The sequence below is a fragment of the Sphingobacterium sp. IITKGP-BTPF85 genome, from assembly GCF_001006065.1.
Taxonomy (GTDB): domain Bacteria; phylum Bacteroidota; class Bacteroidia; order Sphingobacteriales; family Sphingobacteriaceae; genus Sphingobacterium; species Sphingobacterium anhuiense.
Map to the genome: position 1 here is coordinate 1 of NZ_ASZT02000094.1, position 20,812 is coordinate 20,812.

The following is a 20,812-nucleotide window of genomic DNA, read 5'->3' on the forward strand; positions in this document are numbered from 1 at the left end:
CTGCCGGATAATCATTACAGAAGATACATTCATCAGCCCTGGAAGCTGTCGGTGTATACACTGTGTTCCTGCAATTTATTCGAATGAACAGGTTGCAGGCTGGAAATTGACCACGGAAGCAGTCCATGAGCAAGGTGGAGTCATATTTACAGCTTTGGCATACTGGTGCATATTCGCACCCTGATCTGCACAATGGTGAAAAGCCTTTGGCACCTTCGGATGTAAATCCAGGGCAGCAGTTTTTTACTACGGGTCTTCATTTTGTTAACGAATGAAGAAACACTTTAAGCAATTTATATCAATTATGGAATTAAAAGGAAAAACAATACTAATAACAGGGGGAACATCTGGAATAGGGCTTGAGGCCGCAAAACAATTTTTAGAAAAAGGTGTTCATGTCATTATTACAGGACGAAATCAAGCTAAATTGGATGCAGCAAAAGCAATGTACCCCGGCGTCATTCCGATTAAAAGTGATGTCGCTTCTGAGGAAGAAGCACAGTTACTCTTTAAGGAAATCGAAAAACTCGGTGGAATAGATATTTTATATAATAATGCCGGAGTTGGAGTCGAACCTTCTAATCTCGGGATTTCAGATGTAAAACATCTGCAAGGAGCCGCCTATGAGATGAATATCAATTATTTAGGAGTTATTCGTTTGAATAATCTTTTTCTTGATATGTTGAAATCAAGACCTGAAACTGCGATTATTAATACCACATCGCTATTGAGTTATGTACCTTCTTTGCTTGAGGCAACTTACTCATCATCGAAGACTGCGCTTGCATTTTATACAACAGCTCTACGTGCACATCTTGGAATTTTAAAAAGCCATGTGAAAGTATTCGAGCTTGTACCCCCACTTGTTGCTACAGCAATGACTGTAGATAGAAATGATCCTAAATTAAGTCCCGAAGAACTGGTAAAAGCTTTAGTTGCCGGATTAGAGAAAGACCGCTTTCACATTCGAGTGGGCTCTTCCAAATTGGTTTATATTTTAAACCGTATCTTCCCTAAACTAACTTTTAATCTTGTTAACCCGAAGAAAATAAATCCCTTATTAAAATCCTGATCAATGAAAGCATTTCGCATTAACCGCTATAGTAAAACGGATACGTTAGCACTTGTTGAAGTTCCGGCACCCAAGATTAAAGAGCATGAAGTATTGGTGGAAATCTATGCTGCCAGTATCAATCAATTGGATGCTAAGTTAAAACATGGCGATTTCAAATTATTATTACCCTATAAAATGCCTCTTATTCTAGGTCACGATGTGGCAGGTGTTATCGTGCAGGTTGGTTCAAAAGTGAAAAACTTTCAGGTCGGCGATGAAATCTATGCTAGGCTTCCCGATTTTAGTATTGGTGGTTTTGCGGAATATGTTGCCATAGATGAAAATGATATAGCTTTAAAACCGACGAATATGACGATGGAAGAGGCCGCTTCCATACCACTCGTTGGTCTAACCGCCTGGCAGGCTCTCGTTGAAATTGCTCAGATTAAAAAAGGTCAAAAAGTATTTATTCAGGCCGGATCGGGTGGAGTAGGAACGATTGCTATCCAATTGGCTAAATATTTGGGTGCGACGGTGGCGACCACTGCGAGTAAAAAAAGTTTTGATTTATTACAGTCGCTCGGTGCAGATTTTTTGATTGATTATAAAACTGAAAAATTTGAAGATATACTCAGGGATTATGATGTTGTATTGCATAGTCAAGATACCAAAACATTGGAGAAATGCTTCGGTATTTTAAAACCAGGAGGGAAAATTATATCAATCTCAGGTCCACCTACTGTAGATTTTGCTCAAGATCTGGGTTTAGCCTGGTATATGAAATTGGTAATAAGTTTATTGAGTAGGGGCATAGAAAAAAAAGCAAACAAGCTGAAAATTGACTACACTTTTCTATTTATGCGCGCAAACGGCCAACAATTAGCCGAAATTACCAAATTGATTGAAGCTAATCAGTTAAAAGCAGTTATAGATCAAATTTTCCCATTCGAGAAAACCAATGATGCACTGACTTATGTAGAAAGTGGTCGTGCAAAAGGCAAGGTTGTCGTGACCAGATCTTTAAAAGATTAATCTACGATAGATGTATTGATATAGATCAATGACATTTTTTTTGATAGTAGAAGAAAACTGTAAAACATAGCAAATCTATGTTCTCAAATTCAAAATTTATCTGTAGACAACCGCGGTAGATTGACAACGATTTTTAGTTTGTCAACGCAATTTTCGGTCAATTAAATGACTGTCTAAATTCTAAAGGTGATCTTTCGGTTTTCTTTTTGAATAGTTTACTGAATGATTGGGGATATTCAAAACCTAACTGATAAGCAATTTCACTTACAGATAATTCTGTTGTTGACAATAGTTCTTTGGCTTTTTCCAAGAGCTGGTTTTGAATATGTTGCTGTGTAGTTTGCCCTGTCAAATTTTTCAGCATATCATTGAGATAGTTTGATGATACCGATAATCGTTCGGCGAAGTACTGAACGGACGGCAGGCCTAATACATTTAAATCATCATGTTGATAATATGCATTTAATAAATCCTCAAATTTTAAGAATAAATCATTTGACGCTTTTTTACGTGTAATAAACTGACGGTTGTAAAACCGGTTGCAATAATTCAGCAACAAATCAATATGAGAAACAACAACATCTTGTGTGTAGTTGTCAATCATGGCTTCAATTTCCTGTTGAAGATTTAGCATCAGTCCTGAGATTACGGACTCTTCTTTGTCCGAGAGATGCAATGCTTCATTGTTGGCATATGCGAAAAAACCGTATTCTTTAATACGTTTTGCTAAAGCATAACTTTGAATAAAATCGGGATGAAAAACAATCATCCAACCTTCCACTGTTGATGAACTGTTTTGTTCAATTGAAAATAGTTGTTTGGGTGCAAAAAAGGTCATTATTCCATCATCATAATCATAATATTGCTGACCATATTTTACTTTTCCGTCAAAATTCTTTTTCAGATAAATCGTGTAGAAATTATAGACAATCGTTAACATTTCTTCAGCAACACAAGAATTGATCTCATCAAGATTCACAACACTTACTAAAGGATGTGCTGGTTTTTTGATGTTTAAGAAATGATGAAGTTCTGAAACTGTGTTTAGAAAATAAGTTTTATTATTTTTCATTTATAAATTTATAAAAAACAGTGGATAAACGTTAATTTATCCACTGTTTAGCCTGTTACAAATTAACGCCTTTCATACTTTCAGCATCGTATCTTGCGCCTGTTTCTGTACCCAAAGGAATAATACTTTCCAAACGGTTCAGATCGTCTTGGGTTAAAGAAATGCTCGCTGCTGCTATATTCTCTTCTACATATTTTACGCGTTTTGTCCCTGGAATTGGCGTGTGACCTTTAGCAATAACCCAAGCAATAGCCAACTGTGCAGAAGTGATATTTTTTTCGACCGCCACTTTCTTAATTTCATTTACCAATTCTACATTTTTGAAAAACTGCTCACCTTGATATTTTGGTATAAATCTTCGGAAATCATTTTCGTTAAAATCTTCTGGCTTTTGTATTGTTCCGTTTAAAAATCCACGCCCTACTGGTGAGTAGGCAATTAAGCTGATGCCTAGTTCTTTCAGTGTATCCAGAATGCCCAGTTCTTCAATTTGTCTCTCAAACAAGGAGTATTCGGACTGTACTGCTGTAAGTGGGTGAGTCTGATGTGCTCTTTTGATGGTTTCAGAATTTACTTCCGAAAGACCGATATATTTTATTTTTCCTTCTTTTACCAATTCGCCCATCGCTTCTACGGTCTCTTCAATTGGCGTATTCGTGTCCAATCGATGCTGGTAGTACATATCAATATAATCGGTACCCAGATTTTTCAGAGAACGCTCTACGGCTTTTTTTATGTAATTCTTACTGCTATTGAATGCGCCAGTTGCTTGTCCGTTGTCGTCAATTTCGAATCCGAATTTTGAAGCTATGATGTATTTTTCTCTATTACCCTTGATCGCTTTTGCTATTAACTGTTCGTTGAGAAAAGGACCATATATATCTGCTGTATCTAAAAATTGCCACCCAGCTCCAATGAACGATGGATAGTAGCAATCGCCTCTTTTTCATCTGCTTTTCCGTAGATATCTCCTCCGAAACCTGTTGTCATGCCCATACAGCCAAGACCAATCGTTGGTATGGTAAGTCCTTGACTGCCCAATTTTACTTCTTTCATGTTGTTCATAGATCTATTATTTTTAATTTAAATCAAAATTATGGTGAGAAACCTGATCAAAAGTGTCCAAATCACGGAAGGTTGTATCCAAAAAGTTTGCCCCTAGCCGGTCATCTATTCTGGTGATAGTGTGGAAGGCTGGATTTTTACCGGAAATCATGATGGCATTGGTGGGTGGTGTTGCTGCTGTAGTTTTTTGTATATAACAACAATGTTGAAATTAGCTTAGTTGTTGCTCTTTTAATACTAAAATGAAGTGAACTCGAGTTCTTCTATAATGGAATCGATGCAACATTGAAGTTTGAACAAAAAGGAAAACCAAATTTACAAATTGATCCTTTTTCAAAACGGAATGGATTTGGATTTTATTAAGAAGTGACCGTGTCTCCCGAACCGAGACAGACTTTAGTATTTTCAAAGTATTGGATATAATGTTGTAAGTTATATTTTTTAGAATAAGTATTTGTTTAGAAGTGACAGAGTGAAGTGGTTAGTTATCGCGTGCTAAATTGATTGGTATTAAAAACTATTATATTTAGTATTATTAGTAATTTATCATTATATTAGCTGTTGTTAATCAGTTGAGTATGAGTTATGGTAAAGTATAAATTAAGACGTGTTGATGATCCCTTGTGGAAATCGATACTGGAGCAGACTTTTGCAGATTTCCTCCGATTTATGTTTCCCGAAGCTGAATTGTTATTTGACTTGAATAAACCTTTTGAATATCTCGACAAAGAGTTTGAGACCTTATTTCCGCCAGAAAAGAGTAATAAAGGTAAAAGATTTGTCGATAAGTTAGTAAAAGTCTATATGAAAGGTGGAGGTGAGCAATTTATCTTTTGTCATATTGAAGTGCAGTCCAATAAGGGTAATAATGATTTGGAAAAACGGATGTTTGAATATTATTATAAAATCACTGATCGATATCAGGTGCCAGTTTGTGCCATAGCGATATTGACTGATGAGAATAAACATTATAAGCCAAAGTTGTATGAACAAAGTTTTTTAGGAACGACTTTACGGTATGAATTCAATTACTATAAGATTCTAAGTCAAAATGAGGAAGATTTACGGTCTAATCCGAATCCATTTGCTGTTGTGGTATTAACGGCATTTTTGGCTATAATTAATAATAATGTGACCGACGAAGAACTTAAAGATATTAAACATGATCTTTACGATCAAATGATGAAAAGGGATATGGAAAAGACTACACGTCAGGGTATTTATGATTTCCTGGCTTATTATGTTAGTTTTGAAGATAAAGAAATTTTTATTAAATTTGAGCAAGAAATCGATACAAAATTAGGAAGGAGCACAACAATGGGTACACGTGAATATTTATTGGATAAGGCTAAGCGAGAAGGACAGGAGCAAGAACGTGGATTAGCAGCGGTACGCATCAAGAAATTGGAAGCTCTTGCTGAGGCTGAAAGGGAGAAAGCTGAAGTAGAAAAGTTCGAATCAGCTACTAAAATGTTGAATAGTGGTTTTGATATAGCGATGATTTGTGATATTTTATCTCTGACTCCGGAGCAAGTCGAAAAATTTAAATAAAGTTTTACTGAGCTAATATTAAAAAAGGTGCCTTTGGACACCTTTTTTTGTTGAGATCAATTCTCTTTTAGAATAAGTATTTGCGCAGGGGGGGCAGTGTACCATATTAATATGTTTTCGGCTGTAATGTAGTGATATATTGAAAAAGTGACATAGTTAAGACGTAACATATTGACGGAGTAACGGGACAAGGGAGTGACCAGCCGGCTGTTGGGGAGATGGAGGAAAAAGTGATTAAAAAGGAGATTCTTTATAGGGTCTCCTTTTTTGGTTTATAATTTTTTACTTATCCTTTGTGCATTTAACTATTTTTCTACGGAAAAGACGATTAAACAGCCTACAGATCTACTTTAGTGCTATGCTTTGAACATTTTTACCCTTCTTTTTAAGATCTGTTTCATTTTTTAAGAGGCTAATAGTATAGTTTTGTTTTGCAATTAGAGATTCTGAAAGGCTCATTTGCAGACCAAACCATAAACTACTAAACTTAAATTTAATAAATGAAATTTTTATTGATACAGCCAATCTGAACGATATTCAGGAAGCCCAGGACTTCGGGGTTTTGGACGGTGTAACGACCAATCCTACCTTAATGGCAAAAGAAGGGATAAGCGGTGATGATCTTGTTCAGAAACATTACTTAGCGATCTGTGCTATTGTCGAGGGCGATGTGAGCGCTGAGGTTATTGCAACCGATTATGAAGGAATGATCCTGGAAGGAGAGCAACTGGCAAATTTGGATAGCAAAATCGTGGTCAAAGTACCCATGACTCAAGCGGGTATCAGAGCCATCAAATATTTTAGTAACAAAGGCATAAAAACCAACTGTACATTAGTTTTTTCTGCTGGACAGGCATTATTGGCTGCAAAAGCAGGTGCGACATATGTTTCTCCATTTATAGGCCGTCTGGATGATATTTCTGTCGATGGACTGGGGCTTATCAAAGAAATTCGGGAAATATATGATCATTATATCTTTCCTACCCAAATATTAGCGGCATCTGTACGTAATAGTACGCATATATTGGGTTGCGCCAAAATAGGTGCCGATGTTATTACATCGCCCTTGTCTGCCATTCTTTCTTTTTTAAAACATCCCTTAACAGACAGTGGTCTAGCGCAATTTTTAGCGGATCATAAACGGGTAGCTGCTCAAAACAATTAATCGCGATGGAAATTAATAAAAAGAGTATTTCTGAGCTACAGGCTATTGTTTCGCAAGTGCGAAGAGATATCGTTCGCATGGTGCATGCCTGCCAATCGGGTCATCCCGGAGGCTCTTTAGGATGTACAGAGTTGTTGGTTGTGCTCTATTTTGAAGTCATGAACCGGAAAGAGGGATTTGATATGGATGGAAGTGGTGAAGATCTGTTTTTTCTTTCGAATGGCCATATTTCCCCTGTCTTCTACAGTGTACTGGCGAGAGCAGGTTATTTTGATATAGCCGAATTGGCTACGTTCCGCAAGCTTGGATCCCGGTTGCAGGGGCATCCTACCACGCATGAGGGGTTACCAGGAATCCGTATTGCATCAGGTTCATTAGGGCAAGGATTATCCGTGGCAATCGGTGCGGCACAGGCGAAAAAACTAAATCGTGATGAAGGCCTGGTTTATGTCCTGATGGGGGATGGTGAACTGCAGGAAGGTCAGGTATGGGAGGCTGCGATGTATGCGCCACATAATAAAGTGGATAACCTGATTGCCATCATTGATTATAATGGTGCACAGATCGATGGGGCGACGAAAGATGTACTGTCTCTAGGTGATTTACATGCCAAGTGGTTAGCTTTTGGTTGGCAGGTATTGGAAATACATCAGGGAAATGATATTGCTGCTATATTGGATGGACTTACTCAAGCGCAACAGCAGGCTCATCAGGGTCTTCCAACCGTTATTTTACTGCATTCTGAAATGGGAAATGGTGTCAGTTTTATGATGGGATCACATAAATGGCATGGAGTTGCTCCAAATAACGATCAATTGGCTGATGCTTTAGCACAGAATCCACAAACATTAGGAGATTATTAAGCAAAAAATGAAAAAATATACATATAGCGAATCTCGGGATACCCGCTCAGGTTTTGGAGCGGGACTGTTGGAAGCTGGACGTCAAGATGAACATGTCGTGGCACTTTGTGCTGATTTAATCGGGTCACTAAAGATGAACGATTTCATAAAAGAATTTCCGGAAAGATTCTTCCAGATCGGTATTGCGGAAGCCAATATGATGGGAATAGCGGCAGGTCTGACCATCGGGAATAGGATTCCGTTTACAGGTACTTTTGCCAACTTCGCAACCGGAAGGTTTATGATCAAATACGCCAATCGATCGCTTATTCTAATAAGAATGTGAAGATCGCGGCCTCGCATGCAGGATTGACACTTGGTGAGGATGGTGCGACGCATCAGATTTTGGAGGATATAGGGTTGATGAAGATGCTACCAGGGATGACAGTGATCAATCCTTGCGATTATAACCAGACCAAAGCTGCGACGATTGCTGCCGCAAAGTATTTCGGTCCTGTGTATCTCCGTTTTGGAAGACCTGTAGTACCTGTCTTTACACCAGAAGATCAAGAATTTGAGATCGGAAAAGCGGTTATGCTGAACGAAGGGAATGATGTGACTATTATTGCCACAGGACACTTGGTCTGGGAAGCCATTCAAGCAGGTGAGCTTTTAGAGCAATTGGGTATAGATGCAGAGATTATTAATATACACACCATTAAGCCGTTGGATGACAGTGCAATATTGAAGTCGGTTCGGAAAACAGGTTGTGTGGTGACTGCTGAAGAGCACAATCGCTTAGGTGGTTTAGGAGACAGTGTTGCACAGCTGCTTGTCAAGAATATGCCGATCCCACAAGAATATATTGCTGTTGATGATTGTTTCGGTCAATCGGGGACTCCTGCGCAGTTAATGGAAAAATATGGTTTAAATGCGGCGAACATCGTATCTGCAGTAGAGAAAGTGATTTCCAGAAAAATAGATCAATCTGCACAAGTGTTATAAACCCTTTAATCTTCTGAATTCCATGGATTCAAAAAAATAGGTAAGGAAAAGGTCGGCTGATTCATGCTTATTGAAACCTAAATTGATAAATGATCAATTTATATAAGTGTTAATATTCAATTATAAACCAAATGATTATGAAAAATATTTGGACGGTGTTATGTATAGTCCTATCCATTACGGTATTAAAAGCTCAAACCGTTACAGCTCCTGAGGGGTTTGCTGTATATCAACCGGATATTATACATGGTAAAATAGATACGATTACTTATCCTTCATCAACTGTTGGTATAGAACGGACGGCTTTAGTGTATTTACCTCCTGGGTTCTCGGCAAAGGAATTGTACCCCGTACTTTATCTTTTACATGGGATCGGTGGCGATCAGTTTGAGTGGTTAAACAATGGTACTCCTCATGTTATTCTAGATAATCTGTATGCACAAGGTAAGCTGGAACCGATGATCGTGGTATTGCCCAATGGCCGTGCCATGAAAGATGATCGTGCTATAGGTAATATCATGGATGCGGCTAAAGTTGAGGCTTTTGCGACGTTTCAAAGAGATCTTATTGATGATCTTATTCCATATGTCGAAAAAACTTATCCTGTGAATGCGAACCCTTTGAATCGTGCCTTATTTGGATTATCCATGGGGGGAGGTCAAGCTCTAAATTTTGGTCTTGGCAACTTGGATACATTTGCCTGGGTCGGTGGATTTTCTTCCGCACCCAATACCCTAATGCCTGAGCAACTGATCCCACATCCGCAAGAAGTAAAAGACAAACTCAAGTTACTTTGGCTTTCTTGTGGCGATCAAGATGGTTTAATCACTATTACGAACAGAACACATGATTATTTGAAAAAGCATGAGGTACCGCATGTCTTCTATATCGAGCCGGGAGGACATGATTTAAGGTTTGGAAGAATGATCTGTATCAGATTTCGCAATTGTTGTTTAAGGAGCGTAGTCAGGGTAAATGATCACATTTTGAATATGTATGTAGGCTATTTGGTTCCTGAAACAGGGTTATAAGTTGACCAATACAGGCTAATCAATGTATAAAATAATAAGTAGAGGAAACAAAATAGCATGATGAGATTGATGGTTGCTAAATTATTTACGATCATAGGGATAGTAAAGCTGTCGATATTCGGCTGTGTTGCATATGCGCAGCATAAAAGCTCACTAAAATTGTGGTATGATCAACCTGTCGTTGATCAGATCTGGGAACAGGCATTACCGATCGGGAATGGGCGTTTGGGAGCGATGGTGTATGGTATTCCGGAGCGTGAAGAATTACAGCTTAACGAAGAAACGATTTATGCAGGGGGACCATACCGCAATGATAATCCGAATGCGTTAAACGCACTTCCTCAAATTCAGCAATTGATCTTTGCTGGTAAAACAGAGGCGGCCGATCGCTTAACAAATCAATCATTTTTCACCAAAACCCATGGCATGCCCTATCAGACGGCGGGCAGCGTCATTATGAATTTTCCTAACCATAAAAATTATCAGAATTATTACCGCGAACTGGATCTCGAAAAAGCTGTCGTGCGGTCGCGCTATACGGTAGACGGTGTCACCTATACGCGTGAAGTGTTTTCTTCTTTTGCTGATGATGTGATTCTAATGGAAATAACCGCTAGTAAAAGGGGAGCTTTAAATTTTGATCTCGAATATGCAAATCCTTCCAGGTACAACATTTATAAATCCGGTCAAAGCCTAATTTTGGAAGGTAGCGGGACATCGCATGAAGGTATTGACGGAAAAATCAGGTATCAAAAGCATACTGCTGTTAAAAATAAGGACGGCCGTGTCACGCTCACGGATAACAAACTGACCGTATCGGGTGCGACATCGGTCGTGATCTATATGGCTGTTGCCACAAATTTTGTGAATTACAAAACCCTTGATGATCAGGAAGCAGTCCGGGCGGCGAGTACATTAGCACTGGCTCAAAAGAAAGCTTTTAAAACGGCATTGAAGCAGCATATCGCAATGTACAGCAAGCAATTCGCACGATTCAATTTAGATCTGGGTCAAACAGCAGGACAAGAAAATCTGACGACGACTAAACGGATTGAAAGTTTCAAAACGACGCAAGATCCAGCTTTGGTGGCGTTATTGGTGCAGTTTGGACGGTATTTATTGATCTGCTCTTCTCAGCCTGGTGGGCAGCCTGCCAATTTGCAGGGGATCTGGAATAGATCGATGAATCCGCCATGGGATAGCAAATATACGGTCAATATTAATACCGAAATGAACTACTGGCCAGCGGAGGTTACTAATCTTTCAGAAACGCATGAGCCCCTTTTTCAGCTTATTAAAGAGTTGAGCGAGAGTGGTCGAGAAACTGCACGGGTACTCTATGGTGCTGATGGATGGGTTACGCACCATAACACAGATCTCTGGCGGGTGACCAGTCCAATTGATTTTGCGGCAGCAGGTATGTGGCCGACAGGCGGAACATGGCTAACGCAGCATTTATGGGAGCACTATTTATACACCGGTGATCAGAAGTTTCTTACTGAAGTGTATCCTGTCATGAAAGGAGCGGCCGATTTTATTATTTCTATATTGATTGCACATCCTAAGTATACAGACTGGCTGGTCATTGCACCCTCCATATCTCCCGAGCACGGCCGATCTCTGCGGGGGTTACCATGGACAATCAACTGGCTTTTGATATCCTTACACGTACGGCATTAGCGAGCGAGATTGTCGATCAAGATGCCGCTTATCAAGCGAAATTAATAAAAGCCGCTCGAAAGCTTCCGCCTATGCAAGTAGGCCGATATGCGCAATTGCAAGAGTGGCTGGAAGATCTTGATGATCCTAAAAGTGACCATCGGCATGTATCGCACTTGTATGGCCTGTATCCGGGAAACCAAATATCGGCGTATCGGACGCCCCAATTATTTGAGGCTGCTGCTAATTCATTGCAGTATCGAGGTGATTTTGCGACAGGTTGGTCCATCGGGTGGAAGATCAATCTATGGGCACGTTTGCTCGATGGGAATAAAGCGTATCAGATCATTGACAATATGTTGACTTTAGCGAATCATAAAAATCCGGATGGACGGACTTATCCCAATATGTTTACAGCCCATCCACCTTTTCAGATTGATGGAAATTTTGGTTTGAGTGCAGGAGTTGCTGAAATGCTGCTACAGAGCCATGACGGAGCGGTGCATGTGCTACCCGCGTTGTCCGAGTTATGGAGCGATGGCGCTGTCTCGGGTATTGTAGCTAGAGGTGGATTTACTGTTGATATGAACTGGAAAGATGGTCAGATTCGGAACATTGCTGTTACCTCAAAAATTGGCGGAAACCTACGTTTACGATCCTACTGGCCACTTAAAGGTAAGGGGTTGAAGATAGCAGCTGGTGAAAACTCAAATAACCTGTTAAACCCCATAGCTGGAAAAGAAGCCCTTGTGTCATCACAAGCGACTTTGAAAGGGAATCATTTGAGACCAATCTTTGAGTACGATATGGCTACTCAAAGAGGAGGAAAGTATGACTTTGTTCTTGACCCACAATTGTTTTAAAAGATTGGGAAAAGATAATAATGACTTAAAGTATTAATAAATAGACCGAAAAATTATTAGAAAAATAGGATATGTTATTATTAGGAATAGATTTAGGGACTTCTTCTATTAAAGTTTCGGTTATTGATGCACAGACCAATAGGAGAATTGTGTCTACACAGTACCCCGATAGCGAAGCTGCAATTATTTCGGAACAGCAGGGCTGGGCGGAGCAAGATCCAATCTGTGGTGGGAGTATACAAAATTGGCGATAAAAAAGCTTAACAGTACAGGACTTTATAATCCTAAGTATATCGGTGCCATTGGAATTGCTTATCAAATGCATGGCCTCGTGATCGTAGACAAGGATCAACGACCACTGCGTAATGCCATTATCTGGTGCGATAGTCGAGCTGTTGCAATAGGCGATCAGGCAATCTCAGATCTGTCTTCGACTGGTTTTTTGGCCTCACATCTCAATTCTCCAGGAAATTTCACCGCTTCAAAGTTAGCCTGGGTGAAACACAATGAACCCGAACTGTATGCGAGGATACATAAATTCATGCTACCTGGTGATTTTTTGAGCATGTGTTTAACAGGTGAAATTAATTCTAATATCAGTTCTATATCGGAAGGAATCTTATGGGATTTTAAGAACAATAGGATCTCGGAGACCTTACTTGATTATTATGGTATTGATCAGGATTTAGTTCCGGATATTTTACCTGTTTTCTCAAACTATGGACTGATCAAACCCGAAGTAGCGGATGAACTGAACCTTTCCAGAGATGCTTTCGTGAGTTATAAAGCCGGTGATCAGCCTAATAATGCACTTTCTTTGAATGTATTTGAACCCGGAGAAGTGGCTGCGACTGCTGGTACATCGGGTGTTATATATGCGGTTACGGATCAACTGGTGTATGATCAGGAGTCTCGTGTCAATACATTTGCGCATGTCAACCATAATTCTTCGCAGACAAGCTTAGGAGTGCTGCTCTGTATAAATGGTACCGGTATCCAAAATAGCTGGATGAAAAAAATAACGGCACTGGGAAATGACTATGTACAGATCAATCAATTGGCGTCTAATATCGCCATAGGTTCTGATGGTATCACGGTTTTGCCTTTTGGCAATGGTGCCGAAAGAATGTTAAAAAATAGAATGGTGCATGCCCATATCGAAAATATTGATTTTGTACGTCACGACGAAGCGCACCTGTGGCGTGCCGCTCAAGAAGGAATAGCTTTCTCTTTTCGCTACGGTCTGGATATTTTGAGGCAGAATGGAATAGAACCAAAAGTAATCCGTGCCGGACATGCCAATTTATTTTTAAGCCCCGTATTTCAGCAGTCTTTTGCTGGGGTGACACAGGTAGAAGTCGAGCTTTATGATAATGATGGAAGTGTGGGGGCAGCGCTGGGAGCTGGAATCGGAGCAGAGATATTTGCTTCTCGGAAAGAAGCATTTGCCGGATTGGAGAAACATGCGATCATTGAACCTTCACATATCACTTTATATGATGAGCTGTATGAGAAATGGAAAGATAGTTTAAATAGGAAATTGTTAAATTAATAAAAAATGGAAGTATTATTAGGAAATCAGGAGTATTTCAAAAACATTGGACAGATAAAATATGAAGGGGTAGATTCGGATAATCCACTCGCATTTAGATGGTATGATGCAAATCGTGTGGTAGCAGGAAAAACGATGGCCGAGCATCTAAGATTTGCATGTGCTTACTGGCATTCGTTTAATGGGAATGGATCGGATCCGTTTGGAGGACCGACACAGTTTTTTCCATGGGATGCCAAACCTACGATCATAGACCGGGCAAAAGATAAAATGGATGCCGCATTTGAATTTATGACGAAAATGCAATTGCCCTACTATTGTTTTCACGATGTCGATCTGGTTGATTATACCGATAATGTGGTTGAAAATGAACAAAATTTGGAGCATATCGTCCACTATGCCAAGGAAAAACAAACACAGAGCGGTATCAAATTGCTCTGGGGAACTGCTAACCTGTTTAGCCATCACCGTTATATGAACGGTGCTTCAACCAATCCTGATTTTCATGTACTGGCGCATGGTGGTGCACAGGTAAAAGCCGCTATTGATGCTACGATTGCCCTTGGGGGTGAAAACTACGTGTTCTGGGGGGGACGTGAAGGATATATGTCGCTCCTGAATACAGATATGAAAAGAGAGCAGGACCATCTGGCCCGTTTTTTACATCTGGCTAAAGATTATGCCCGTAAAAATGGTTTCAAGGGTTCGTTCTTTATTGAACCTAAACCCTGCGAGCCTTCTAAGCATCAGTATGATTTTGATGCGGCAACGGTAATTGGCTTTTTGAGAAAGTATGATCTATTGGATGATTTTCAGTTAAACCTGGAAGTGAACCATGCTACTCTGGCAGGACATACTTTTCAGCATGAATTGCAAGTTGCTGCAGATGCGGGGCTTTTAGGGTCTATCGATGCTAACCGTGGTGATTATCAAAATGGCTGGGATACCGACCAATTTCCAAACGATCTGAATGAACTGACCGAATCGCTGTTAATTATTTTAGAAGCTGGTGGTTTAAAAGGCGGCGGTGTCAATTTTGATGCTAAGATCCGCAGAAATTCAACGGATCCTGCCGACCTGTTTTATGCCCATGTCGGTGGAATGGACAATTTTGCTCGAGCTTTGGTCATTGCAGATAATATTCTTCAGAAATCTGATTATAAAAAAATACGTTCAGAGCGCTATGCTAGTTTTGATACTGGTGCCGGTGCTGATTTTGAGCAAGGAAAATTAACCTTAGAAGATCTCCGGAACTTTGCTGCTGAAAATGGTGAACCTAAACTTATTAGCGGTAAGCAGGAATATTTAGAGAATTTAATTAACCGTTTTATTTAACCCGTTTTAATAATTGTTTTTTTTCGTTTTAGTTATGGGAAGGGCTTCTGCTCTTTTCATAACTTATTTTAATTTTATCAAGTCCATAACCAATTGACCTGTTATTCCTGTCATAAGATGCAGAGCGATGCGCAATCATCGCAATCTTAACACATCCGATGAGATAATAAGCATATGGAGGGGAAGAAACTTAAAACCGCGATTTTTTTATACAAGGAAAATATATAATTGTTCTATGAGAATTATTGCCATTCTGTTCAGCTTTTTTATTTACCAGCATGTCGTTGCCAAGATCAGGCTTCCGGCTTTAATCAGCGATCGTATGGTACTGCAACGCGATGTGGATCTGAAATTGTGGGGCTGGGCAGACAGTGGCGAGAAAGTGACCATCCGTTTTCAGGGAAAATTTACCATACACAACCTGATGCTGCTGGCAAATGGTCTGTGAGCCTGCCTCCGCAGCAAGCTGGTGGACCGTTTCTCATGGAAATTAATGAATTTGTGATTCGGGATATTCTTATTGGCGATGTCTGGCTGGCCTCAGGACAGTCTAATATGGAAACCCCTATAATGCGTTTAGTGGATCGGTATCCCGAGATCAATGTGTCCAATAATCACATGATACGCTATTATAAAGTACCGACACAGGAAGTGATACAGGAAAAAGAGGAGATTGCTTCGGACGCAAAATGGTACTCAGCGACAGCTACTGATGTGATCAATTGGACCGCTTTAGCCTATTTTTATGCGCAGGAAGCATACCACCACACGGGGGTTCCTGTAGGTATGTTGGTGGTCAGTAAAGGTGGCAGTACCATTCAAAGTTGGATTAATCAAGCGCATTTAAAAGAATTTCCAGCTTTGACCGTCAATAAAGATGCATTAGCTGTTCTAGAAAATGCGGCGGTAGATCAGGGGGCCAATAAATGGTACCATGCAGATTGGGACGATCGTGACTGGAAAATAGCAACGGTGCCAAGCCGCTGGAATGAAACAGGTCTGGATGTTAAAGGTACGGTCTGGTACCGTAAAGATTTTAATTTACCTCCTGATATGGAGGGCAAGCATGCTAAACTTTACTTAGGAACAATGGTCGATCGTGATTCTGTCTTTGTGAACGGCATATTTGTGGGCACTACTTCTTATTTCTATCCTCCCCGCAAATATGATATTCCTGCAGGAATTTTGAAATCGGGAAAAAATAATATCACCATCCGTTTAACAGCTCATGCCATTGATGGCGGCTTTATTCCTGATAAGCCATACCGAATGAGCAGTGATGAAATAGAAGTAGACCTTAGGGGAGAATGGAAATATAAAGTTGGCCAAGATTTAAATGTATTGGAGCAGGCAAAAAAACAGCTTCCAAATCTGGAAACCATGGGGTCGATGCTTTACAATGGTATGCTCTATCCATTGCGCGACTATGAGGTGAAAGGGGTGATCTGGTATCAGGGGGAAAGTAATGCAGGAGATCCTAATTATGGGAAGTATTTAAAAGCACTGATCGCAAATTGGCGGACAACATTTCAAAAAGTTGAACTTCCTTTTTTACTTGTGCAGCTCCCTAATTATGCTCCGAAATCTGTCAAGCCACCAGTTGAAAGTGGTTGGGCCCGCGTTCGGGAAGCACAATTGCAAACCGCATTGGAAGTATCTAAAACGGCCTTGACAGTAACTTATGATCTGGGCGAATGGAATGATATTCACCCATTAAATAAAAAAGATCTTGCCTACCGTTTGTTTTTGCAAGCGCGTCGATTGGTCTATGGAGAACAGGTGGTTAGTGAAGGTCCGCTTTATAAAAATATGAAGATTGACGGAAACAAGATTGTTTTGTTTTTCCATCAAAGTGCAGGCGGTTTAAAGAGTCGTGAACATCGTTTAAAACATTTCGCCATAGCTGGCGAAGATAAGGCCTACGTGTGGGCAGATGCAGTTATTCAAGGTAATACGGTCATTGTGAGCAGTAATGAAGTTCCGAACCCTGTAGCCGTTCGTTATGCCTGGAGTGATAATCCGGAAGAAGCAAATCTTCAAAACAAGGAAGGATTACTTGCCTCGCCATTTCGTACTGACAATTGGTAGTGAGCTGTGGGGTAGCGGGGCGATGCATGCGGGGGTAATCAATAATATAGCAGAGAAAAATTATGAATAAAACTAAATTTATGTTTAAGAAAAAGTCAGTCTTACTGTTCTGTGCAGGTCTGTTTGCCCTATCGGCAACCGATGTGATGGCACAGCATAATGCGATAAAAAGTAATCAGACACAAAAGTTGTTCACAAAGGTGCGGGTAATCCCTATTTGCCACTTTGGGAGCATTTACCGGATGGTGAACCTCGCGTCTTTGAGGATCCTGATCATCCAGGAAAATACCGTGCTTATATCATCGGGTCGCATGATCTACGGTTCGACAGTTATTGTGGACCTGATATCCGGATGTGGTCTGCACCTGTAGATGATCTGTCCAGCTGGAGAGATGATGGACCTATTTTCACTTACGAAACTGGTGGGCAATGGGATGTCATGTATGCACCGGACTTAGTTGAAGTAAAAAGAAAGGATGGCCGCAAAGAATATTATCTATATCCGCACAGTCGGGGAGAACACCGTGAAGCTATGGTGGTGAAAGGAGATCGTCCTGATGGACCTTTTAAACCGATCAATTTAACGGAAGATGGTACACGTACGTTGCCTGGAAGCGTGATTGGATTTGATCCGGCTATATTTGTCGAGCAAATAACAGATCGGAATGATCCTGATTTTGAAATCGGTTTTAGAGCTTATGCCTACTGGGGTTTTCAACGCTCTTTGGCGGCTCAATTAGATCAAAATACCATGTACACGGTGAGACCCGGAACAAAAATAATCGACCGTTTTATTCCCGCAAGCGCAAGTTATGGTGTGTTAAGGGATCCAAAGGGTACGGAATATGCGCATGTTGTAACGGGAGAGGATTTGGGATCTTTTAACTTCTTTGAAGCTTCTTCCATCCGGAAAGTGGGCAATAAGTATGTGTCGGTATATAGTGGATATTCGGGGCCTGAATACGGTGTCGGAAGTTCGAACTCTACCTTGCGCTACCTGATTGGTGATTCGCCTTTGGGACCCTGGAAGAGCGGGGGTGTGCTGGTCGATTCGCGTGGACCGGTCCTTAATCAGGATGGTACAGCGATAGAAACGAGTAATGCGGGGCATAATACGCATGGCAGTATCGAGGAAATTAATGGGCAATGGTATGTTTTTTACCATAGACCTCCAAGAGGATTCGGATTTGCGCGTCAGGCAGTAGTCGCTCCGGTTATCATCGATTGGGATGAAAAACCAGTCGCACAAGGTGGGTCGGTACGCATCAGGCTTATGATCCGTATGCCGAAAATAAAATGGTGACGGTTAAGGATAGTCAGGGTAAAGAATATAAGGGTGCAGAAGTGACTTCTGAGGGCTTCCATATTTTTGGACTCGATCCTTATCAATACTATTCAGCGGGATATACGGCCCACCTTTCTGATATCAGTACCATGCAAGATTCTTGGGATATATGGGATAATCATATGCCGGTTACAAATCTCAGAAATGGAAGTATTGTCGGATTTAAATATTTTGGTTTTGGAGGTCTGAAGCAGGATCAATTTGGACTGAAAGCTTTTGAAGGAACAAAAGAAGGAAACAATACCATGTTTAACCTGTTTATAACTCCGAAATCTAAAAAGTCCTTTAAAGTAAATGTTTTGCTGGATGGCCCTTATGATAATGCCACTTGGAAGGGACAGAAAATTGGGGAAATTGTCGTTCCGGAGAATGCTGCGGGTGAAACGGCAGCATTTAAAATTGATGTTTCCAAATATGTTGATCATCTGGATAAAAAGCATGCGGTATATCTGGTTGCGGAAGGGGGAGATCATGAAATCCTGTTTGACTTCATCGGTCTGGGATTTAGTTCAAAGAAACATAAAATTGATCGTCCCATCGTGCCTCAAGTGCGTATCGCTGTCAACGGAAAAGCGCTGGAAATACCAGCTGTACCTGTCCGTTCTACCAATGCAAATGGCATTGTTGACTATGGTCAGTATGAGATTAAAAGTAAAATTTCATCGCAACAAGCAGCGGCACCGGTCGTGACGGCATCTTCGGATAATCCGGCTGTTAAAATCACCATTAATCAAGCAACATCATCGTCGGGAACTTGTCGGGTAACATTTAACTACAACGGTGTGTCCAAAATTTATAATGTTATATTTACTGCTGATTAAGTCTCTGGATAAACCTAAAAAATAGATAAGTATTATGAAAATTCATGTAACAGGTATACGCAGATCATCGTATTGGGTTTTACTTTTGTTTTTATTTATAAATCCAATTTATGGACAGCAAAAGGATCAGAAAGCAAAAAATCCGATCATCTTTGCCGATGTTCCGGATCTGTCGATGATCCGTGTAGGCGATACCTACTATATGAGCAGTACCACCATGCATATGAATCCGGGCTTGCCGCTCATGAAATCCAAAGACCTGGTTAATTGGGAAATGGTGGGTTATGGACATCATACTCTTGCTGCTATGGATGAGCTGAATCTGGATCAGGATAAAAATACTTACGGGCGGGGATCATGGGCAAGTAGTTTACGCTATCATCAGGGAACCTATTATGTCAGCACATTTGCACAGACAACCGGTAAGACTTATATTTATTCAACTCAGGATATCGAGCATGGACCCTGGGATCGAAAGGAGTTTTCGCCTGCTTTGCATGATCATAGCCTATTTTTTGAAGGGGATAAAATCTATATGATCTGGGGTGGCGGTAAGATCAATATGGTTGAACTGCTGCCCGATCTATCTGGAATAAAACCGGAGACGCAACGTGTCTTAATTGAAAACGCAACCTTACCGACAACACCTGCGGGTGTGCAGGGGGGCCTTCCGGCCGAGGGATCACAGTTTTTTAAAATAAATGGAAAATATTATCTGTTTAACATTTCCTGGCCTCCCGGTGGGATGCGGTCTGTGATTGTGCACCGTGCAGATAAAATAGATGGACCATATGAGGGGCGGGTGGTTTTGCAGGATCAAGGTGTAGCGCAGGGGGATTGATTGATAAACCGAACGGTGAGTGGTATGCTTATCTTTTTCAGGATTATGGTGCTGTCGGACGGATCCCATATCTTGTTCCTGTTACGTGGAAAGCGGGCTGGCCGGTACTGGGGGTGGATGGTAAAGTACCCGAAGTACTGGATCTGCCGGTTAGCACAGGATTGATCCCTCATCTTGTTAATTCTGATGATTTTGACCGTGAGGAGGGAAAGCCGGATTTGCCGTTGGTCTGGCAATGGAACCACAATCCTGTTGCGGAGTTATGGTCTGTAAGTGAAAATAAAGGAAACTTGAGACTGAAGACAGGACGTTTAGATCAACACTTTTTACAGGCAAGAAATACTTTGACACAGCGCACGTTTGGCCCCACCTGTGAGGGAGAGACTGCAATCGATGTTTCTGCTATGAAAGATGGCGATTTTGCAGGTTTATCTTTACTGCAGCAAAACTATGGCTTGCTGGGCGTACGCATGGAAGGCGGTCAACATTTT

General features: G+C 40.7%; 17 protein-coding genes and 4 pseudogenes. 18 read left to right on the plus strand and 3 right to left on the minus strand.

Features of this window, described 5'->3' with window-relative positions; translation table 11 throughout:
* The 3 genes and pseudogenes from L950_RS27990 to L950_RS16910 form a co-directional block, all read left to right on the plus strand.
* Positions 1 to 184, plus strand: a pseudogene (locus L950_RS27990) (hypothetical protein); the annotation flags it as partial.
* Between the two features lie 120 nt (positions 185 to 304).
* Complete coding sequence (locus L950_RS16905) at positions 305 to 1,072, plus strand: SDR family oxidoreductase (RefSeq protein WP_031288496.1); 768 nt, start codon at positions 305 to 307, stop codon at positions 1,070 to 1,072.
* A gap of 3 nt (positions 1,073 to 1,075) precedes the next feature.
* Complete coding sequence (locus L950_RS16910; RefSeq protein WP_021190365.1) at positions 1,076 to 2,086, plus strand: NADP-dependent oxidoreductase; 1,011 nt, start codon at positions 1,076 to 1,078, stop codon at positions 2,084 to 2,086.
* Positions 2,087 to 2,243: 157 nt separating this feature from the next.
* Here L950_RS16910 and L950_RS16915 read toward each other — a convergent pair whose 3' ends face one another.
* The 3 genes from L950_RS16915 to L950_RS33655 are packed head-to-tail and all read right to left on the minus strand — an operon-like array spanning position 2,244 to position 4,214.
* Entirely contained in the window at positions 2,244 to 3,158 is a 915-nt protein-coding gene (locus tag L950_RS16915; RefSeq protein WP_021190366.1) for a helix-turn-helix domain-containing protein, read from the minus strand.
* A 55-nt stretch (positions 3,159 to 3,213) separates the two neighbouring features.
* Positions 3,214 to 4,074 carry an aldo/keto reductase gene (locus L950_RS16920; protein WP_316930677.1) on the minus strand — a complete coding sequence of 287 codons (861 nt, stop codon included), beginning with the start codon at positions 4,072 to 4,074 and terminating at the stop codon, positions 3,214 to 3,216.
* Positions 4,050 to 4,214 carry a hypothetical protein gene (locus L950_RS33655; protein WP_231577361.1) on the minus strand — a complete coding sequence of 55 codons (165 nt, stop codon included), beginning with the start codon at positions 4,212 to 4,214 and terminating at the stop codon, positions 4,050 to 4,052. Before L950_RS33655 ends, L950_RS16920 begins: the two co-directional genes overlap by 25 nt.
* A 594-nt stretch (positions 4,215 to 4,808) precedes the next feature.
* On the opposite strand from L950_RS33655, the gene L950_RS16925 reads away from it, so the two are divergent.
* The 15 genes and pseudogenes from L950_RS16925 to L950_RS33665 all read left to right on the plus strand — a co-directional run.
* A complete protein-coding gene (locus L950_RS16925; RefSeq protein WP_021190367.1) occupies positions 4,809 to 5,774 on the plus strand; it encodes a hypothetical protein in 966 nt (321 codons plus the stop codon).
* Between the two features lie 496 nt (positions 5,775 to 6,270).
* Positions 6,271 to 6,939 carry a fructose-6-phosphate aldolase gene (gene fsa, locus L950_RS16935; protein ID WP_031288500.1) on the plus strand — a complete coding sequence of 223 codons (669 nt, stop codon included), beginning with the start codon at positions 6,271 to 6,273 and terminating at the stop codon, positions 6,937 to 6,939.
* A 5-nt stretch (positions 6,940 to 6,944) separates the two neighbouring features.
* Positions 6,945 to 7,802, plus strand: a complete 858-nt coding sequence (locus L950_RS16940) for a transketolase (protein WP_021190370.1) — start codon at positions 6,945 to 6,947, stop codon at positions 7,800 to 7,802.
* A gap of 7 nt (positions 7,803 to 7,809) precedes the next feature.
* A pseudogene (locus L950_RS16945) lies at positions 7,810 to 8,786 on the plus strand (transketolase family protein).
* 137 nt (positions 8,787 to 8,923) lie between these two features.
* Positions 8,924 to 9,817 (plus strand): alpha/beta hydrolase, encoded by an 894-nt coding sequence (locus L950_RS16950; protein ID WP_231577362.1) that lies wholly within the window; start codon positions 8,924 to 8,926, stop codon positions 9,815 to 9,817.
* A gap of 69 nt (positions 9,818 to 9,886) precedes the next feature.
* Positions 9,887 to 11,895 (plus strand): annotated as a pseudogene (locus L950_RS16955) (glycosyl hydrolase family 95 catalytic domain-containing protein); the annotation flags it as partial.
* A 54-nt stretch (positions 11,896 to 11,949) separates the two neighbouring features.
* On the plus strand, positions 11,950 to 12,339 hold the full coding sequence (locus tag L950_RS37390) for a glycoside hydrolase family 95-like protein (RefSeq protein ID WP_410528135.1): 390 nt from the start codon (positions 11,950 to 11,952) through the stop codon (positions 12,337 to 12,339).
* A 71-nt stretch (positions 12,340 to 12,410) separates the two neighbouring features.
* Complete coding sequence (locus tag L950_RS36710; protein WP_316930675.1) at positions 12,411 to 12,593, plus strand: hypothetical protein; 183 nt, start codon at positions 12,411 to 12,413, stop codon at positions 12,591 to 12,593.
* A complete protein-coding gene (locus L950_RS16960) occupies positions 12,584 to 13,891 on the plus strand; it encodes a xylulokinase (RefSeq protein ID WP_316930676.1) in 1,308 nt (435 codons plus the stop codon). Before L950_RS36710 ends, L950_RS16960 begins: the two co-directional genes overlap by 10 nt.
* 6 nt (positions 13,892 to 13,897) lie before the next feature.
* Complete coding sequence (xylA, locus tag L950_RS16965) at positions 13,898 to 15,226, plus strand: xylose isomerase (RefSeq protein ID WP_021190371.1); 1,329 nt, start codon at positions 13,898 to 13,900, stop codon at positions 15,224 to 15,226.
* Between the two features lie 228 nt (positions 15,227 to 15,454).
* Positions 15,455 to 17,314, plus strand: a complete 1,860-nt coding sequence (locus L950_RS16970) for a sialate O-acetylesterase (protein WP_197086501.1) — start codon at positions 15,455 to 15,457, stop codon at positions 17,312 to 17,314.
* A gap of 217 nt (positions 17,315 to 17,531) precedes the next feature.
* Complete coding sequence (locus L950_RS30470) at positions 17,532 to 18,617, plus strand: family 43 glycosylhydrolase (RefSeq protein WP_197086502.1); 1,086 nt, start codon at positions 17,532 to 17,534, stop codon at positions 18,615 to 18,617.
* Positions 18,611 to 19,480, plus strand: coding sequence for a hypothetical protein (locus L950_RS30475; protein ID WP_197086503.1), 870 nt, complete (start codon positions 18,611 to 18,613; stop codon positions 19,478 to 19,480). Before L950_RS30470 ends, L950_RS30475 begins: the two co-directional genes overlap by 7 nt.
* A gap of 34 nt (positions 19,481 to 19,514) precedes the next feature.
* Entirely contained in the window at positions 19,515 to 20,321 is an 807-nt protein-coding gene (locus tag L950_RS33660) for a glycoside hydrolase 43 family protein (RefSeq protein WP_231577363.1), read from the plus strand.
* A pseudogene (locus L950_RS33665) lies at positions 20,318 to 20,812 on the plus strand (glycoside hydrolase); the annotation flags it as partial. The gene L950_RS33660 and the pseudogene L950_RS33665, both read left to right, overlap by 4 nt.

Coding starts and splice junctions, on each gene's coding strand:
- L950_RS16905 (WP_031288496.1), top strand. CDS start 305: ATGGAATTAAAAGGAAAAACAATACTAATAACAGGGGGAACATCTGGA.
- L950_RS16910 (WP_021190365.1), top strand. CDS start 1,076: ATGAAAGCATTTCGCATTAACCGCTATAGTAAAACGGATACGTTAGCA.
- L950_RS16915 (WP_021190366.1), bottom strand. CDS start 3,158: ATGAAAAATAATAAAACTTATTTTCTAAACACAGTTTCAGAACTTCAT.
- L950_RS33655 (WP_231577361.1), bottom strand. CDS start 4,214: ATGAAAGAAGTAAAATTGGGCAGTCAAGGACTTACCATACCAACGATT.
- L950_RS16925 (WP_021190367.1), top strand. CDS start 4,809: ATGGTAAAGTATAAATTAAGACGTGTTGATGATCCCTTGTGGAAATCG.
- L950_RS16940 (WP_021190370.1), top strand. CDS start 6,945: ATGGAAATTAATAAAAAGAGTATTTCTGAGCTACAGGCTATTGTTTCG.
- L950_RS16950 (WP_231577362.1), top strand. CDS start 8,924: ATGAAAAATATTTGGACGGTGTTATGTATAGTCCTATCCATTACGGTA.
- L950_RS37390 (WP_410528135.1), top strand. CDS start 11,950: ATGCTGCTACAGAGCCATGACGGAGCGGTGCATGTGCTACCCGCGTTG.
- L950_RS36710 (WP_316930675.1), top strand. CDS start 12,411: ATGTTATTATTAGGAATAGATTTAGGGACTTCTTCTATTAAAGTTTCG.
- xylA (WP_021190371.1), top strand. CDS start 13,898: ATGGAAGTATTATTAGGAAATCAGGAGTATTTCAAAAACATTGGACAG.
- L950_RS30475 (WP_197086503.1), top strand. CDS start 18,611: ATGGTGACGGTTAAGGATAGTCAGGGTAAAGAATATAAGGGTGCAGAA.
- L950_RS33660 (WP_231577363.1), top strand. CDS start 19,515: ATGAAAATTCATGTAACAGGTATACGCAGATCATCGTATTGGGTTTTA.